Here is a 16123-nt window from a genome sequence, read left to right as displayed (position 1 = left end):
TATTAGGATAAAAAGAATGTCGGATATTGACGAACGCTCACTTTTTTTACAAGAAATCAAAGGTATTAAACCGTTAAAGCAAGACACTTATGTACCACCACAAAAGCTAAATAAATTCAAACTTCAGCAAAAAGCAGCGATTAAAAATGCTCGAGAAAAGCAAGACACCTTGTTTTATTTTTCAGATGAATACGAACCCCTATTAAATGAAGAAAGTGCGGTGAAATATTTGCGAGAAAATGAAAACAGCTATTTGTTAAAACAACTTCGCCGTGGTGATTTTGCTCCTGAAATTTTTTTGGATTTGCATGGACTAACCCGAGAACAAGCTAAATTAGAACTGGCAAGCCTAATTCAAGTCTGCGAAAACGACAATCTTTTTTGTGCCAGTATTATGACAGGCTACGGCACCTTTACCTTAAAAAAGCAAATTCCACGTTGGCTGGTGCAACATCCTAAAGTACGAGCATTACATCAAGCCCCGAGAGAATGGGGCGGTGATGCAGCGATTTTGGTGTTGGTGGGGAATTGATTAAATATTTTAAAATTAATATATCAGGAAAATTAAGACATTTCAGCCACAACATCCCAAAATTCCGCCCTCAGCACCCTGGCTAAATCTTGCGGAGCCAGTTCCACACTTAATCCCCGTTTTCCCCCTGATACAAAAATGTGCTCAAAATTCACCGCACTTTGGTGGATCACGGTTTTGAGCCGTTTCTTTTGTCCTAACGGGCTGATTCCCCCGACCAAATAACCGCTACTTTTCTGCGCAAATTCTTTGTCTGCCATATCGACTTTTTTCACACCAATAGCTTTAGCGGCTTTTTTCAGGTTAAGCATATTGGCGGTGGGCAACACAAAACAGGCTAATTTTTTCTGGTCCCCATTTTCTGCCACCAGTAAGGTTTTAAAAGATTGATTCGGATTTAAGCCTAATTTTTCCGCTGCCTCGTCGCCAAAATGGGGATTATGCGGATCGTGATCGTAGGTGTGTAACGTAAAGGCAATTTTTTGTTTTTTTAGTAAATCTATGGCGGGTGTCATTTTCTTTTCTCCCTGAAAAAGTATAGAATGTAGCGTTATTTTATTACGATGAGAGCAAAAAATGAATAAATTAAATCTCGCCATTGCGGCGGAATTTGAGCTTTGTGAAAAAATTACCGAATTTTTACAGCAAAGTCGCCTTGAAATTAGCCAATTAACGGTGGTAGAAATTTACCCCTTTAATGAAGAACAAGGCGTACGTTTTAACAATAAATCGGTGGCGCAAATTCCAGTCGCTGAGGTGGACTGGTCAGCATTTGATTATGTATTATTTGCCGGTAAAACAGAGCAAGCACCGCATATTGCCAATGCCGCAGAACAGGGTTGTGTGGTGATCGATATGTTGGGGCTGTGTGCCAGTATTTCTGCGGTTCCCGTGATTGTGCCGACGGTCAATGATGAACTAATTACAGAGTTGCGACAACGTAACGCCTTGCATAATATTATTGCCTTGCCGAATCCACAAATCACCCAAACTGTATTGGCCTTGTCGGCATTCATGGCACAATATCCTATTAACCAAGCAATCGTTAGTTCGCTTGTGCCGGCCTCTTATCACAACGGTGAAACCGTGAGCAAACTGGTCGGACAAACTGCTCGATTACTGAATGGCATTCCGTTAGATGAAAATGAGCCACGTTTTGCCTTTGATGTCGCACCCTTGGAAAGCAGTTACGCCACCCAAATCAACAAAATTTTTCCGACCTTATCGGTGGTTTATCATAGCATTCAAGTGCCTGTTTTTTATGGTTTAGCCCAAAAAATTACCGCACTTTCGGATTATCAAATCGACCTTGAGCAAATTAAATCCACATGGCAACAACAGGATTTGATTCAACTTGAGGAAAAAATCACGCCGGTTCTCAACGGTGAACAAGAAAATAATGAAGAAACCGTAAAATTACATATTAGTGATTTAAAAATAAGCGAAAATGGCGTAGAATTTTGGACGGTCGCAGATGAGCAACGTTTTAATTTAGCGTGCTTGGCGGTTCAATTATTGGAAAGACTTTTTAATCAACAACCTTAACTTAGGAAATCAATATGCTAGAAAAACTTTTTCAGCTAAAACAAAAGGGTAGCAACACCAAAACGGAAATCGTAGCGGGGATTACCACCTTTTTCACCATGGTCTATATCGTGTTTGTTAACCCTGCGGTATTGGGTGCAGCCGGCATGGACACTCAAGTGGTGTTCGTCACCACCTGTTTAATTGCTGCCTTTGGTACCATTGCCATGGGCTTGTTTAGTAACTTGCCGATTGCGTTGGCGCCAGCAATGGGATTAAACGCCTTTTTTGCTTATGGCGTGGTGATTAAAATGGGCTATTCTTGGCAAGTGGGCATGGGGGCTATTTTCTTAGGTTCTGTTGGCTTATTTTTGCTTACCGTGTTACAAATTCGCTACTGGTTTATGTCCGCCATTCCCAAAGGCTTACGAGTAGGGATTGGGGCAGGGATTGGCTTGTTAATTGCTTTAATTGGCTTTAAAAACATGGGCTTAATTATCCCGAACGAGGCCACACTGGTAGCGTTGGGTGACTTGCACGATCCAAAAATTCTGATGGGCATTTTAGGCTTTTTCATTATCGTGGTGTTGTCAGCGAAAGGCGTGCATTCTGGCGTATTAGCCTCTATCGTGGTGATTACCGCCTTAGCGTTAATCTTCGATCCGGCGGTACAATTCCATGGCATTATGTCTATGCCGCCGAGTTTAGATGCGGTAGTGGGCCAAGTGGATATTGCGGGAGCCTTTGATTTAGGCTTATTGGGTATTATTTTCTCATTCCTGTTGGTTAACTTATTTGACTCATCAGGCACCTTAATTGCAGTCACCACCAAAGCGGGTTTTGCTGATGAACAAGGTCGTTTCCCGAAAATGAAACAAGCGTTGTTAGTAGACAGTACTTCCGCCATGGTAGGCTCATTTATGGGAACATCTGCCATCAGTACTTACATTGAAAGTGGTTCAGGTGTTTCGGTAGGCGGTCGTACGGGATTAACCGCTGTTGTGGTCGGTATCTTATTCTTATTAACCATTTTCTTCTCACCATTAGCCGGTTTAGTGCCAGCCTATGCCACTGCGGGGGCGTTAGTTTTCGTTGGAATCTTAATGGCATCTAGCTTAATTGAAGTGGAATGGAGCGATTTAACCGAGGCCACCCCTGCCTTTATTACCACCGCATTAATGCCTTTCACGTATTCCATTACCGAGGGGATTGCCTTTGGGTTTATCACCTACTGCGTGATGAAAGCCTGTACTGGCCGTTGGAAAGAAATTAATGCGTCCGTTTGGGTGGTATCGATTTTATTTTTAATTAAATTTATTTGGATTGGCTAACAACAAGGGCATGTTATGCAAAAATTATTATTTATTTTTAACGAATCGCCTTACGGCACAGAGAAAACCTTTAACGGTTTGCGTTTTGCGGTGAATTTATTGGAAGAAAACGGTAAAGACGTTGAAATCAAAGCCTTTTTCTTTTCTGATTCGGTGTTGTCTGGTTTAGCCGGCCAAAATCCAAATGACGGTTACAATGTACAACAAACCCTTGAGGTATTAACGGGTTTAGGGGCAGAGGCCAAACTTTGCACCAGTTGCACCAAAGCGCGAGGCATTACACATTTGCCGTTAGTGCAAGGTGTGAGTGTCGGGACATTAGATGATGTTTCCGCTTGGACCTTGTGGGCGGATAAGGTGATTAATTTCTAATTTAATCAGATTTTGCTCGAAATGCGGTGAAAAATTTTGTTGTTTTTCACCGCATTTTTATTCTGCTATCTCGCCCGAAAATTTTTACCTAATGACTCACTTAATCCGTGATAGTGGCGAAAATTATAAATCAACGGTTGCCAAGATTCTGGGCGAATATGCCCTTGTTCATTCACTAAATGCTGTTGTGCGTGCAGTTGAACAATTTTAAATTCTATAATGGCATAACCATCTCGCTGGCTAATTTGTTGCAACCGCATTTCGGCTTGAATGGGGCATTCCGCAATACGAGTCGGGCGAACTTGTATTGATGTTTGAGCGGTTAATTTTCCCTGAGCAAATTTATCCGAACAATAAGCATAAATACCTTGTTTATGTTTAGGAATCTCAGCTTTACCCGTGAAAGGTGCTATGCTTTCGACTCGTTGAAACATTGTGTTATCAGGTAAATTCAAAACAGCTTCAGGGCAAACTTGTAGATTTTCAAAGGCTTTGCCGCAAGTTCCTAAACCAATCACGATATTATCACCTAAACACCAACTGGATGAAATTGGTGAAATATTGCTATGTCCTTGTTCATCGCAAGTGGTCAGTAGAACCACGGGAAAACCATAATAAAAAGTTTGCATTGGAATGGTCTGGTGCATAGTGTTTATCCTTAATGATGGAGTTTGCTGTTCTTTGATATTTTGATTGTAGCCATTTTAGAGGGAGAGATCAAAAATCAGCTATTTCTTACCGCACTTTTTAAATCTATTTACATAAATAAGTTTTGCATCACAAAATTCACCACAAATCCCCCAATCACCAACCATAAAAACACCAAAAAACCTAAAATCAACGGCTTAATGCCTGCTTGTTTAATGGCGCTGATATGAGTGGTTAGACCGAGAGCGGTCATTGCCATCATTAATAAAATGCCGTCTAGTTGAATTAAAAATTGGACCAGTTGAGCCGGTAATAATTGGAAAGAATTAAACACCGCTACCAAAATAAAATACAAGGCAAACCACGGCATATTAAATGGGCTTTTCTCACCCGTTTGAGCTTGTTGTTTGTGTAAATAATAAGACAACACAATTAAAAATGGGGCGAGCATCATGACTCGGAGCATTTTGGTGATGACGGCAATATTGGCAACTTCGGGGTTAATATTTTTCCCGGCCGCATAAACCTGTGCGACTTCATGTACTGATGAGCCGATATAAATGCCGAATTGATTGTCACTTAATCCCTGAATATATTGGTAGAGAATCGGGTAGAGAAACATGGAAATGGTGCCGAAAATCACGATTAAAGCAACGGCAACGGATACTTTATGTGAATCAGCTTTCACCACAGGTTCAGTCGCCAAAATAGCAGCTGCACCACAAATACTGCAACCAGATGCGGTGAGATAGACAATTTGTTTGTCTATTTTTAACAGATAAATGCCCAATGTACAGGTGATGAAAAAGGTGCAAATCAACATAATCGCATCGCTAATAATGGCGTTTGCCCCTACTTGGGCGATGTCTTGAAAGGTGATTTGGAAACCGTATAACACAATCCCTATGCGTAATAACCGCCCTTTAGCAAAGGTGACTCCCGCATGGGCTTGTTGTTGCCATTTGGGATATAGCGTGTTACCGACGAGTAACCCCAATAAAATAGCAAGGGTTAAGGCGCCAAGATGTAATTGATTGGCGAGCGTTGAGAAAGATAAGGCTTTAGCGATTAGCGTTATTACCCCGACAATAGCCAAACCTAACAATGATTTTTTCATTGCTGTACCCCTAAATAGTGGTTAAAAATAAAAAAGTAGATAAACGATTTATTCAAAAAAGGGAATAAATACGTTGCATTACAACATTAACAAGGTAATTTCAATTCACGAAAGGTCATGGAAAATCCATCAATCATGAGTAATCGCCCTGCTAAAATATTGCCGATTTTTAACCGCACTTTGATTGCCTCCATGGCTTGAATTGAACCGACAATTCCCACAATCGGGGAGAGAACGCCAGCCTCTACGCAACTTAACGCATTGTCACCGAATAATTGGCTTAAATGGTGATAAGTTGGCGTATTGGGTTCATAGCTAAACACCGAAACTTGCCCTTCCATGCGAATCGCGGAACCTGAAATTAATGGCACAAATGCCGATTGACAAGCCCGATCAAGTTGGTTACGGCTTTCTACATTATCGGTACAATCTAACACCACGTCAAATTGCTGTATCAGTTCAGCTAATTTTTTTTCGTCCAGTTTTTCAATTATGGTGTGAATTTCAATGTGTGGATTAAGGGCTTGCAAGGCGATTTTGGCGGATGTGACCTTCGGCATATCAATGCGTTCATCTGTATGCAAGACTTGGCGTTGTAAGTTGGAAAGGGAAACCGTATCAAAATCCAACAAGGTCAAATGTCCCACACCCGCAGCAGCCAAATATTGGCTTGCTGCACAGCCCAAACCACCTAACCCGACAATCAGCATGCGACTGTCTTTGAGTTTTTCTTGCCCATCAAAATCCACCGATTTTAAAATAATTTGGCGGTTGTAACGGAGTTCTTCTGCGTAGTTCAATTCAGACATGGTTTATCTCAATAAATCACTAAAAGGTTCAATGGTGACAGTTTCCCCCACAGCCACATTACCACGTTCTTTCTCAATACGAATAAAGCAATTACTCTTTACAAAGGCACTGAATAAATGGGAGCCTTGAAAGCCCACGGATTGCACTTCAATTTGTCCTTGTGGATTGACTTGATAAAAGCCACGTTGAAAATCCATGCGTCCGACGGCTTTTTTCATTGGGGCAATGGCTATCGCTTGAAGTAGGGTAGCAGGTTGATAATCGGCGCCTGATAAGCGAGCAATCACCGGTTGAACAAGCTGATAAAACGTGACTAACGCCGAAACAGGATTACCCGGTAAACCACAGAACCACGCATTTGGCAATTTACCAAAGGCAAACGGCTTACCCGGTTTCATGGCAATTTTCCAGAAATTGACTTCTCCCACTTTTTCTAATACGGTTTTAGTGAAATCCGCCTCGCCAACCGATACACCGCCACTGGTAATGACCAAATCTGCTTGAGCCTGAGCGTTTAAAAAGGCTTGTTCAAATTGTTGCTCATTATCTGGCAAAATACCAAAATCTAGCACCTCACAGCCGAGTTTTTCTAACATCAGTTTTACCGTAAAACGATTGGTATCGTAAATTTGTCCCGCTTGCAACGGTTGCCCAACAGGCACCAGTTCATCTCCGGTGGAAAGTACGGCGACTTTTAAACGTGGGTAAACGTCAACCGTTGAAATTCCTAAAGAGGCCAATAATGGCAAAGAAACTGCGGTGAGTTTTTGGCCTTTTTTTAACACTACATCACCAATTTTTACATCTTCGCCAATACGACGAATATTTTGGTTATTTTTTGGTACAGTGGAAAGGGTAATGGTGCCGTCATCATTGACGATAACCTCTTCTTGGATCACCACGGTATCCGCCCCCACTGGCAACATGGCTCCGGTCATAATTCGCACCGCACTTTGGGCTGGCCATTCGCCTGTAAATGGACTGCCGGCGAAAGATTTTCCTGCAACGGAAAGGGTTAACGATTTTTCCATATCCGCTAAACGAACCGCATAGCCGTCCATGGCCGAATTATCAAAAGACGGCACATTAATCGGCGAAATCACATCTTCCGCACAGACTAAATTGACCGCTTGATCAAGGGAAACTTGCTGATGTTTAGTGGGCGTGGGTAAGGTATTGAGAATGTTATCTAGGGCTTGTTGTAGTGTGAGCATGGTAATCCTTTTGGTAAAGATGAATCTTCTGATTATTTTATACCAAAACTTTTCATCTGGTTAATGATATTCTCATTTTATTCTTCGCTGAATGTTTGCTAGAATAGCCCATTATTTTATTGGAGTTGTAAATGAGCAATATTTCAGCAGAAGCCATTAAGGTGCGTGATGCCTTAGTGGCAAAAGGGATTGAAACCCCAATGGTTAATTTGACCAAGAGTAAAGATCAACGCCGTGATGAAATTGAAAGTAAAATGCGTGATGTGTTGGCGTTGATCGGCTTAGATCTAACGGACGATAGTATTGAAGAAACGCCGCACCGTTTGGCAAAAATGTTTGTGGATGAAATTTTTAGCGGACTGGATTACGCCAATTTCCCGAAAATTACCAACATTGAAAATCGTATGAAAGTGAGCGAAATGGTGTTGGTCAATGACGTGACGTTGACCAGTACCTGCGAACATCATTTTGTTACTATTGATGGCACCGTGTCTGTGGCATATTACCCGAAAAAATGGGTGATAGGGCTATCTAAAATTAATCGAGTGGTGGCCTTTTTTGCGCAACGTCCGCAAGTACAAGAGCGTTTGACTGAGCAAGTGTTATTGGCGTTTCAAACTATTTTAGAAACCGAAGATGTGGCGGTTTATGTAAAAGCCACGCATTTTTGTGTAAAATGTCGAGGGATTAAAGACAGCAATAGTTACACAGTCACGTCAGCTTTTGGTGGCGTTTTCTTAGAAGATCGGGAAACCCGAAAAGAGTTTTTGAGTTTGATTAATAAGTAATAATTTTTCACGAGGGCGTCTTATGACGCCCTTTGTTTTACTGCATTGTTCTTAATATTTCTACCTTATCACCAACCCGAATCATACCTGAATTTAACGGCACTAAATTAATGCCAAAAATCGGTTGTCCGTCCTGATCTTTGCTGACTTTTTTCAATTGACAAAAAAGTGCGGTAAAAATTCTTTCAATATTTTTACCGCACTTCCGTTACGTTGTACAGATTATTGCACTAATAAATAGAAATTATTATGTCCACGTTTAACGTTTAATGCTACGGCAGATGGTTTTTCATCAATGGCATCACGTAATTCTTTTAGCGTTTTGACCGGTTGACGGTTAACCCCGACAATGACATCACCGACTTTCAAGCCAACTTGTGCCGCAGGTGAATTTTTCTCGATTTTTTCAATCTCAATACCGTCTTTACCATTGGTTAATGCGGCGCCCTCAAGTGCTGGAAGAATGCCGTCAGTGCTGGTTTCGCCAGATTTCGCAAAATCATCTGCTTGTAATGTCACTTCGGCTTTTTCTGTTTTTCCGTCACGTAAGTAGGTTAATTCAAATTTCTTACCAGCACCAGAGGTGGCAATTTTGGCTCGTAATTCGGCAAAACTTTTGATTTTTTGACCGTTTAATGCCGTGATCACATCACCTGCTTTTAAGCCCGCTTTGGCTGCTGCAGAGTTAGGCAAGACTTCGCTCACAAATGCACCTTGTTGTGCATCAATATTAAAGGCTTTGGCTAAATCCGCATTGAGTTCACCGCCTTTGATGCCTAATACGCCACGGCGAACTTCACCAAATTCGATAATTTGTTGCACTAAATTATTCGCCATATTGGATGGAATGGCAAAGGCAATCCCGGCATTGCCACCGCTTGGAGAAATAATGGCCGTGTTGATCCCAATTAATTCCCCTTTTAAGTTGATTAATGGGCCTCCTGAATTACCGCGGTTTACCGCCGCATCCGTTTGAATATAGTTTTCATAGGTGCCACTGTCGGAACCCGTAGAACGACCTAATGCAGAAACAATACCCGAAGTCACAGTTTGACCTAAACCAAAAGGATTACCGATCGCCACGGTGAAATCACCAACACGTAATTTATCACTGTCGGCAATGCTAATTTGAGTGAGGTTTTTCGGTTTTTCTAATTGCACTAATGCGACGTCAGATTGTTTGTCAGCTCCTAACACTTTACCTTTAAATTCACGTCCATCTTGTAGTGTCACCGTGATTTTATCGGCTTTGTCGATCACATGATTATTGGTTAAGACATAACCTTTTTCAGCGTTAATAATCACGCCTGACCCCAGTCCTTTAAATTGGCGAGGCGTGCGACTGCCACGATTACCAAAGAAATCATCACCAAAGAAAAAACGAAATTCTTCAGGAATTTGTTGATCGTTTACCGTACTTTTTTCTTTGCCTTCGACATCAATGGAGACCACCGCAGGCAATACTTTTTCTAACATCGGTGCAAGGCTTGGCACGGCAACGCCTGCGACATCACTTGGCAATTCAGCCATACTGGTCATTGGGGTGCTTAATACGCTTAATCCTAATGCGATAGCCGTTAAAGCCAAACTGGTTTTTTTCATTTTCATAACATTTCCTTTTTAAAAATTAAATGAATAGCTTGTGTATGAATATGACAAGAAAATGGGGTAAATGTTCAGAAATTCAAGGGGGAATTTGATGAAGATAGGAAAATAACATGGTACATAAATTTTGTGTATCAGCTCTTGGTAAGAATAGATAAAAAAGATATTCATCAGTATCCTTTTTTCTTATAATGGAGAAAATATCGTTAAGGAGAAATTTCATGAAACTTTGGTATAACACCACTAGCCCCTTTGTGCGTAAAGTCTTAGCCGTGATTCAACATCATCAGTTGCAAGATAAAATTGAGATGTTGCCGATTCAATCCTCTTTTGATCCTCATTCTTCCCATAATCAAGATAATCCGCTTGGGCGTGTACCGGCGTTGCAACGTAATTGTGGGCGTTGGTTATTTGGTAGTTTGTTGATTGCGGAATATTTGGATAATAAAGGCAAAAATACGACCTTATTTCCGAAAGAGGGCAAAGCTCGTTGGAATGTATTGGCGTTGCATAATTTAGCCGATGGCATTATGGAAAATACGTTGCCGATTATTTCGGAAAAAATGCTACGACCAGAGGCCGAATGGTGGACAAGTCGTCATCAGCAATTAATGGATCGGAATTTACGCAGTTTCGCTCAGTTGGCGCAAAATTTAGCGGAATTTGGCACCGAATTAAATATCGGCACGATTTGTGCGGTCTGTGTGATTGATTGGTGGGCATTTCGTGCGGAAAAATTAGGCATAGATTTTGGCAAAAGTTTTCCAAATCTAGTAAAATGGTCGGACGAGATGAATGCCATCCATAAGGTGTTAGCGGAAACAACACCCAAATAGGACAAAGGAAGAATAAAATAATCATGGGAAAACCGACTTTACTTGCACTGGATACCTCAACCGAGGCCTGTTCCGTGGCGTTGTTACATCAGGGCGAAATCACTTATTTAGATGAAGTGGCACAGCGCACCCATACCAAACGCATTTTGCCCATGGTGGATGAAATTTTAGGTCTATCTGGCTTGACATTAAATCAGTTGGACGCCTTGGTGTTTGGTCGTGGGCCGGGCAGTTTTACCGGCGTGCGAGTGGGGGCGAGCGTGGCACAAGGGTTGGCCTTTGGGGCCGATTTGCCGGTGATTGCGGTGTCCAATTTAACTGCTATGGCACAAGCGGCTTATGAACAATATCAAGCGGAGCAAGTGCTTTGTGCCATTGACGCTCGTATGAATGAAGTGTATTTTTCAGCCTTAAAAGCGGAAAAAATGCGGGGCGAATTTGGCGAGTTTTTGCATTGGCAAGAAATGTTGCGTGAGCAGGTTTGTTCGCCAGAGCATTTGCTGGCGCAATGCCAAACCTTAACAGGATCGTGGGCGACCGTTGGCACGGGGTGGCAGGCCTATCCTTTATTGAGTGAGTTAGGAAAAGGCAGTGAAATTACCTTGCCATCTGCAAAATATATGCTATCTGTCGCTATGCCCATGTGGTTTAATCAAGAGATGATTTCCGCCACGGACATTGAACCGATTTATTTACGTAATGAAGTAACTTGGCAGAAATTACCAGGTAGAGAATAGCGTTCCAACCAGAAAGGAGGAGTTATGATAAAAAGAGGCTTTTTTTTCACCGCACTTTTATTGACGGTGAGTGGGTTAGTGGGTTGTGTCAATCCCCCGCAAGGGTTGGAAAAAGATGAATTTACCATTCAAAATCTAAAAGATATTGAGGCGGATCATTATGCTTGCCAATGTAAACAGGTGCGTTTGGGCGGCAAAGTGTTGGCGGTAAATGCGTTGAAAGATAAAACCAAAATTGAAGTGTTGAGTTTGCAAGTGTCCTCTTATTCAGCTAAACCGGTGATAGACGGGAGCAGTAATGGACGTTTTATTGCCTATGTGGCCGGCTTTGTGGATCCTGTCAGTTTGAAAGATCAATATATTACGGTGAAAGGCAAATTAACTGGCAAAGAAACCGGCAAAATTGATCAGGCGGATTATCATTATCCCGTGGTCGCTGTGGATACGTTGAAACAATGGCGTTTAGTGCAAGAATATTATTATGATCCTGATGATTGGGACGATTACCGCTTTGGTTTTGGTATGCGTTGGGGACGTTTTGGCGGGCTTTGGTTAGCGCAACCTAAAGTGCGTTATGTCTTACAGTAACATTAAATAAGAATAAAAAGGATTGGTATGGAAAAGTTATGGCTTGATAATTATCCGCAAGGGGCAGAAAAAGAGATTGATATTCAGAAATATCATCATTTATTGGATATGTTTGAACGTGCGGTGCAAAAACACCCTGATCGTCCCGCTTATATTAATATGGGACAGGTGCTAACCTTTCGTAAACTGGAAGAACGCAGCCGAGCTTTTGCGGCCTATCTACAAAATGAATTACAGCTTAAACGTGGCGACCCTGTGGCCTTAATGATGCCAAATTTATTGCAATATCCGATAGCTTTGTTTGGCGTGTTGCGTGCGGGTTTAGTGGTGGTGAATGTCAATCCGCTTTATACGCCACGAGAATTAGAACATCAGTTACAAGATAGCGGTGCGGTGGCCATTGTGGTGGTGTCTAACTTTGCCTCCACCTTGGAAAAAGTGGTGTTTAACACCGCCGTTAAGCATGTGATTTTGACCCGTATGGGCGATCAGCTTTCTTTTGGTAAGCGGACGTTGGTCAATTTTGTGGTGAAATATGTGAAAAAATTGGTGCCAAAATACAAATTGCCCAATGCGGTGACCTTTCGTGAAGTGTTGAGCGTGGGAAAAAATCGTCAATATGTGCGCCCTGAATTGGAACCCTCGGATCTCGCCTTTTTGCAATATACCGGTGGCACCACCGGCGTGGCGAAAGGCGCCATGTTGTCCCATGGCAATATGACCGCTAACGTTATGCAAGCCCGTTGGATTGCCGAGCCTTTTGTGGGAGGTAATCAACGTGAGCGTACCGCCATTTTGCCGTTGCCGTTGTATCATGTGTTTGCCTTGTGTGCAAACTGTTTATTATTTATTGAGCTTGGCATTACGGCCGTATTGATTACCAATCCACGTGATATTGAGGGTTTTATTAAAGAATTGAAAAAACACCGTTTTGTGGCCTTAACGGGGGTGAATACATTATTTAATGCGTTGTTAAATAATGAAAATTTCAAAGAAGTGGATTTCTCGGCGTTAAAATTAACGGTGGGGGGCGGTATGCCGGTACAGCAAGCCATTGCCACACGTTGGCATGAGTTGACCGGTTGTAATATTATTGAGGGCTATGGCTTAACCGAATGCTCGCCTTTGGTTGCGGCCTCAACGGTGGATTGTTTGGTTCATGATGGCAGTATCGGGTTGCCAGTGCCGAATACGGATATTAAAATTTTAAAAGAAGAGGGTAGTGAGGCTGCATTAGGTGAGGCCGGTGAACTTTGGGTCAAAGGCGCACAAGTGATGCAAGGCTATTGGCAACGTCCAGAGGCCACCAGCGAAGTGTTAAAAGACGGTTGGCTCGCCACAGGTGACATTGTCACAATAAATGAAAAAGGCATTTTACGCATTGTGGATCGCAAAAAAGACATGATTTTAGTCTCAGGTTTTAATGTGTACCCAAATGAAATTGAAGATGTGGTCATGCTCAATAACAAAGTGGCAGAAGTGGTCGCCATTGGTGTGCCTCACGAGGTGTCGGGTGAAACGATAAAAGTTTTTGTGGTGAAAAAAGACGATAGCCTAACGCGTGATGAACTGCGTCAACATTGTCGTCAGCATTTAACCGGTTATAAAATTCCAAAAGAAATTGAATTCCGTGATGAATTGCCGAAAAGTAATATTGGTAAAATTTTACGCCGAGTATTGCGTGATGAAGAATTGGCCAAACGTCCGAATAATGAATGATGATAAAAGAAATCCAAAATACACCGCACTTTCAGGTAATCACGGATAATCAGGGGCTTGCTCAAATTTGTGAGCAAGCTCAACAGCATTCGGTTGTCGCCTTAGATACCGAATTTATTCGTGTACGCAGTTATTACCCCAAATTAGGCTTAATTCAACTGTATGACGGTGAGCAAGTGAGCTTGATTGATCCGAATGATATCAGTGATTTTGCCCCTTTTATTGCCTTATTAGCGAACCAGAATGTGCTGAAAGTGTTACACGCTTGCTCGGAAGATTTGGAAGTCTTTCAATATTATTTTCAACAGTTGCCCACGCCATTACTGGATACGCAAATGATGGCGAATTTTTTGGCGTTTCCCAACTCCACAGGGTTTGCTAGCTTGATTCAGCATTATTTTGACCTTGCCTTGGATAAAGGGGCATCACGTACGGATTGGCTTGCTCGTCCATTATCCGCAAAACAATTAGCATATGCGGCCGCTGACGTGTGGTATTTATTGCCCTTGTATCACAAAATGGCGGAACAACTGGCGCAAATGCCATGGCAAGGGGAGAGCAGCATACAAAGTGCGGTGCAATTTGATTGCCATTTATTACTGGAAAAAGCTCAAAAAAGCAAAGACCCCGATAAGGCTTATGTGAATATTCCCAACGCTTATAAACTCAATGCAGAGCAATTAATGCGATTAAAACTGTTGGCAAGTTGGCGACAAGGTGAGGCGATAAAACGTGATCTTGCATTAAATTTCGTCGTTCGTGCAGAAAGTTTATTTTTAGTGGCCATGCACAATCCGAAAAATACCTCAGCATTATTACAACTTGGCATTAATCCGCAAGAAGTCCGTATTCATGGGAAAAAAATGCTACAACTTATTGAGCAATTAAAACGCCTTGATCCTGCGGATTATCCCTCACCCATGGTGAGATTTTCCGAAGATCCTCGTTATAAAAAAGCGATCAAAGCCTTACGTGAAAAACTCCAAGAAATGACACCGCACAATTTCGCCAGTGAACTGATTGCAAGCCGTAAAAGTTTAGATAAATTAATGAAATGGGTTTGGTTAAAACAAAAAGATCCCAATAAATTGCCCGATTTAATGCGAGATTGGCGTGAACCTTTTGGTCGAAAATTGTGTGCGCTATTGGAAAATCATTAACGGTGAAATTTTTATGTACAAAAAGCATTCTTTTATTGCATAAATTCAAAAAATCTCGTAGAATTTCGCCTGTTTTGCTCATGTTAACGGAGCAAGGAAAGAAATCATATCTTCTGTGATGAACGGAAAAATATGAGGTAAAATAAATTGACGAGAGGAATAGGACTATCAAACCTGTAAAACGTGTTCAGACCAACCGAGCTCATCGCCTTAATGATGAAATTCGTGTGAAAGAAGTTCGCTTAACTGACCAAGACGGCGAACAAGTAGGTATCGTATCAATTCAAGAAGCATTAGCAAAAGCTGAAGAAGCTGAGTTAGACTTAGTTGAGATTAGCCCAAATGCTGAACCGCCAGTTTGTCGTATTATGAACTACGGTAAATTTATTTACGAGAAAGAAAAAGCGGCTAAAGAACAGAAGAAAAAGCAAAAAGTCGTTCAAATAAAAGAAATTAAATTCCGTCCCGGTACCGATATCGGCGATTACCAAGTTAAATTGCGTAACATTATTCGATTCTTAGAAGATGGCGACAAAGTAAAAATTACTGTACGTTTCCGTGGTCGTGAAATGGCTCACCAAGACATTGGTTTAGATGTGTTGGCCCGAGTGAAAGAAGATACCGCAGACATTGCGGTGGTGGAATCGGCGCCAGGGAAATTAGAAGGTCGCCAAGCTATTATGGTGATTGCACCGAAGAAGAAATAATTTTTTATTGAATTGAGCAATCATTCGATAAAAAATCTAAAGCCACGTAGGCACACTCAGCAGCCTGCGGGTTTTTATGAAAACAGAAATGAACATTTCTGTCAATAGCGTGATAAATCAGTGCCTTACAAGTAATATCCTCGGATATTCGCCTGTTTATCTTTTTTAAACAAAACAATGCGGAGTTATTAAACAATGCCTAAAATTAAAACAGTACGTGGTGCTGCGAAGCGTTTCAAGAAAACAGCTTCTGGCGGTTTCAAGCGTAAACAATCTCACTTACGTCATATTTTGACTAAGAAAACCACTAAACGTAAACGTCATCTACGTCATAAATCCATGGTTGCGAAAGCAGACCAAGTTTTAGTTGTAGCGTGCTTGCCATACGCATAAGCACAAGCGTTCATTAGTAAATTTTAGTTAAACATATACATT

18 protein-coding genes are annotated in these 16123 nt (G+C 41.7%); 12 read left to right on the top strand and 6 right to left on the bottom strand.

What is annotated here, in order from left to right; all coding sequences use genetic code 11:
- Positions 1-16: 16 nt before the first annotated feature.
- Positions 17-532 (top strand): endonuclease SmrB, encoded by a 516-nt coding sequence (gene smrB / locus ACTG7L_RS04400; RefSeq protein WP_439327564.1) that lies wholly within the window; start codon positions 17-19, stop codon positions 530-532.
- Positions 533-564: 32 nt separating this feature from the next.
- Here smrB and ybaK read toward each other — a convergent pair whose 3' ends face one another.
- Positions 565-1047, bottom strand: coding sequence for a Cys-tRNA(Pro) deacylase (ybaK, locus tag ACTG7L_RS04395; protein ID WP_439327563.1), 483 nt, complete (start codon positions 1045-1047; stop codon positions 565-567).
- Between the two features lie 61 nt (positions 1048-1108).
- Here ybaK and ACTG7L_RS04390 point away from each other — a divergent pair, with 61 nt between their 5' ends.
- From ACTG7L_RS04390 to ACTG7L_RS04380, 3 genes are read left to right on the top strand one after another with little or no spacing between them, the layout of a single operon-like run.
- Positions 1109-2077 (top strand): oxidoreductase, encoded by a 969-nt coding sequence (locus ACTG7L_RS04390; RefSeq protein WP_439327562.1) that lies wholly within the window; start codon positions 1109-1111, stop codon positions 2075-2077.
- A 14-nt stretch (positions 2078-2091) separates the two neighbouring features.
- Positions 2092-3387 carry an NCS2 family permease gene (locus tag ACTG7L_RS04385; RefSeq protein ID WP_439241678.1) on the top strand — a complete coding sequence of 432 codons (1296 nt, stop codon included), beginning with the start codon at positions 2092-2094 and terminating at the stop codon, positions 3385-3387.
- Positions 3388-3402: 15 nt separating this feature from the next.
- Complete coding sequence (locus ACTG7L_RS04380; protein ID WP_439241676.1) at positions 3403-3759, top strand: DsrE/DsrF/TusD sulfur relay family protein; 357 nt, start codon at positions 3403-3405, stop codon at positions 3757-3759.
- 65 nt (positions 3760-3824) lie between these two features.
- On the opposite strand, the gene ACTG7L_RS04375 is transcribed toward ACTG7L_RS04380, so the two are convergent.
- The 4 genes from ACTG7L_RS04375 to moeA all read right to left on the bottom strand — a co-directional run bounded on the left by ACTG7L_RS04375 (position 3825) and on the right by moeA (position 7548).
- Complete coding sequence (locus ACTG7L_RS04375; protein WP_439241674.1) at positions 3825-4406, bottom strand: flavin reductase family protein; 582 nt, start codon at positions 4404-4406, stop codon at positions 3825-3827.
- Between the two features lie 110 nt (positions 4407-4516).
- On the bottom strand, positions 4517-5524 hold the full coding sequence (locus tag ACTG7L_RS04370) for a YeiH family putative sulfate export transporter (RefSeq protein WP_439327561.1): 1008 nt from the start codon (positions 5522-5524) through the stop codon (positions 4517-4519).
- An 86-nt stretch (positions 5525-5610) separates the two neighbouring features.
- Positions 5611-6333 carry a molybdopterin-synthase adenylyltransferase MoeB gene (moeB, locus tag ACTG7L_RS04365; protein ID WP_439327560.1) on the bottom strand — a complete coding sequence of 241 codons (723 nt, stop codon included), beginning with the start codon at positions 6331-6333 and terminating at the stop codon, positions 5611-5613.
- Positions 6334-6336: 3 nt separating this feature from the next.
- Complete coding sequence (gene moeA, locus ACTG7L_RS04360) at positions 6337-7548, bottom strand: molybdopterin molybdotransferase MoeA (protein ID WP_439327559.1); 1212 nt, start codon at positions 7546-7548, stop codon at positions 6337-6339.
- 131 nt (positions 7549-7679) lie between these two features.
- Here moeA and folE point away from each other — a divergent pair, with 131 nt between their 5' ends.
- Positions 7680-8336 (top strand): GTP cyclohydrolase I FolE, encoded by a 657-nt coding sequence (gene folE, locus ACTG7L_RS04355; RefSeq protein WP_439241666.1) that lies wholly within the window; start codon positions 7680-7682, stop codon positions 8334-8336.
- Between the two features lie 222 nt (positions 8337-8558).
- Here folE and ACTG7L_RS04350 read toward each other — a convergent pair whose 3' ends face one another.
- On the bottom strand, positions 8559-9938 hold the full coding sequence (locus ACTG7L_RS04350; RefSeq protein WP_439327654.1) for a Do family serine endopeptidase: 1380 nt from the start codon (positions 9936-9938) through the stop codon (positions 8559-8561).
- Between the two features lie 224 nt (positions 9939-10162).
- Here ACTG7L_RS04350 and ACTG7L_RS04345 point away from each other — a divergent pair, with 224 nt between their 5' ends.
- The 7 genes from ACTG7L_RS04345 (at position 10163) to rpmI (ending at position 16081) form a co-directional block, all read left to right on the top strand.
- On the top strand, positions 10163-10777 hold the full coding sequence (locus tag ACTG7L_RS04345) for a glutathione S-transferase (protein ID WP_439327558.1): 615 nt from the start codon (positions 10163-10165) through the stop codon (positions 10775-10777).
- A gap of 23 nt (positions 10778-10800) precedes the next feature.
- The gene (gene tsaB, locus ACTG7L_RS04340; protein WP_439327557.1) at positions 10801-11514 is read left to right on the top strand and encodes a tRNA (adenosine(37)-N6)-threonylcarbamoyltransferase complex dimerization subunit type 1 TsaB; all 714 of its coding nucleotides are present in this window, start codon (positions 10801-10803) and stop codon (positions 11512-11514) included.
- 24 nt (positions 11515-11538) lie between these two features.
- Positions 11539-12102 carry a Slp family lipoprotein gene (locus ACTG7L_RS04335; RefSeq protein WP_439327556.1) on the top strand — a complete coding sequence of 188 codons (564 nt, stop codon included), beginning with the start codon at positions 11539-11541 and terminating at the stop codon, positions 12100-12102.
- A gap of 27 nt (positions 12103-12129) precedes the next feature.
- Positions 12130-13821 (top strand): long-chain-fatty-acid--CoA ligase FadD, encoded by a 1692-nt coding sequence (gene fadD / locus ACTG7L_RS04330; RefSeq protein WP_439327555.1) that lies wholly within the window; start codon positions 12130-12132, stop codon positions 13819-13821.
- A complete protein-coding gene (gene rnd, locus ACTG7L_RS04325; protein WP_439327653.1) occupies positions 13821-14981 on the top strand; it encodes a ribonuclease D in 1161 nt (386 codons plus the stop codon). The genes fadD and rnd overlap by 1 nt, the downstream gene beginning before the upstream one ends.
- 146 nt (positions 14982-15127) lie before the next feature.
- Positions 15128-15688, top strand: a complete 561-nt coding sequence (gene infC / locus ACTG7L_RS04320) for a translation initiation factor IF-3 (RefSeq protein WP_439241941.1) — start codon at positions 15128-15130, stop codon at positions 15686-15688.
- Positions 15689-15883: 195 nt separating this feature from the next.
- Positions 15884-16081 (top strand): 50S ribosomal protein L35, encoded by a 198-nt coding sequence (rpmI, locus tag ACTG7L_RS04315; RefSeq protein WP_005596065.1) that lies wholly within the window; start codon positions 15884-15886, stop codon positions 16079-16081.
- The last annotated feature ends 42 nt before the right edge of the window (positions 16082-16123 follow it).

Origin of the sequence: Lonepinella sp. BR2357, assembly GCF_051851525.1 — a bacterium.
Taxonomy (GTDB): Bacteria; Pseudomonadota; Gammaproteobacteria; order Enterobacterales; family Pasteurellaceae; genus Lonepinella.
The sequence above is the reverse complement of the archived record's forward strand: the minus strand, read 5'-3'. Positions and strand labels throughout refer to the sequence as shown.

Coding starts and splice junctions, on each gene's coding strand:
- folE (WP_439241666.1), top strand. CDS start 7,680: ATGAGCAATATTTCAGCAGAAGCCATTAAGGTGCGTGATGCCTTAGTG.
- ACTG7L_RS04380 (WP_439241676.1), top strand. CDS start 3,403: ATGCAAAAATTATTATTTATTTTTAACGAATCGCCTTACGGCACAGAG.
- ACTG7L_RS04370 (WP_439327561.1), bottom strand. CDS start 5,524: ATGAAAAAATCATTGTTAGGTTTGGCTATTGTCGGGGTAATAACGCTA.
- rpmI (WP_005596065.1), top strand. CDS start 15,884: ATGCCTAAAATTAAAACAGTACGTGGTGCTGCGAAGCGTTTCAAGAAA.
- ybaK (WP_439327563.1), bottom strand. CDS start 1,047: ATGACACCCGCCATAGATTTACTAAAAAAACAAAAAATTGCCTTTACG.
- smrB (WP_439327564.1), top strand. CDS start 17: ATGTCGGATATTGACGAACGCTCACTTTTTTTACAAGAAATCAAAGGT.
- moeB (WP_439327560.1), bottom strand. CDS start 6,333: ATGTCTGAATTGAACTACGCAGAAGAACTCCGTTACAACCGCCAAATT.
- moeA (WP_439327559.1), bottom strand. CDS start 7,548: ATGCTCACACTACAACAAGCCCTAGATAACATTCTCAATACCTTACCC.
- rnd (WP_439327653.1), top strand. CDS start 13,821: ATGATAAAAGAAATCCAAAATACACCGCACTTTCAGGTAATCACGGAT.
- ACTG7L_RS04335 (WP_439327556.1), top strand. CDS start 11,539: ATGATAAAAAGAGGCTTTTTTTTCACCGCACTTTTATTGACGGTGAGT.
- ACTG7L_RS04350 (WP_439327654.1), bottom strand. CDS start 9,938: ATGAAAAAAACCAGTTTGGCTTTAACGGCTATCGCATTAGGATTAAGC.
- ACTG7L_RS04375 (WP_439241674.1), bottom strand. CDS start 4,406: ATGCACCAGACCATTCCAATGCAAACTTTTTATTATGGTTTTCCCGTG.
- fadD (WP_439327555.1), top strand. CDS start 12,130: ATGGAAAAGTTATGGCTTGATAATTATCCGCAAGGGGCAGAAAAAGAG.
- ACTG7L_RS04385 (WP_439241678.1), top strand. CDS start 2,092: ATGCTAGAAAAACTTTTTCAGCTAAAACAAAAGGGTAGCAACACCAAA.
- ACTG7L_RS04345 (WP_439327558.1), top strand. CDS start 10,163: ATGAAACTTTGGTATAACACCACTAGCCCCTTTGTGCGTAAAGTCTTA.
- tsaB (WP_439327557.1), top strand. CDS start 10,801: ATGGGAAAACCGACTTTACTTGCACTGGATACCTCAACCGAGGCCTGT.
- ACTG7L_RS04390 (WP_439327562.1), top strand. CDS start 1,109: ATGAATAAATTAAATCTCGCCATTGCGGCGGAATTTGAGCTTTGTGAA.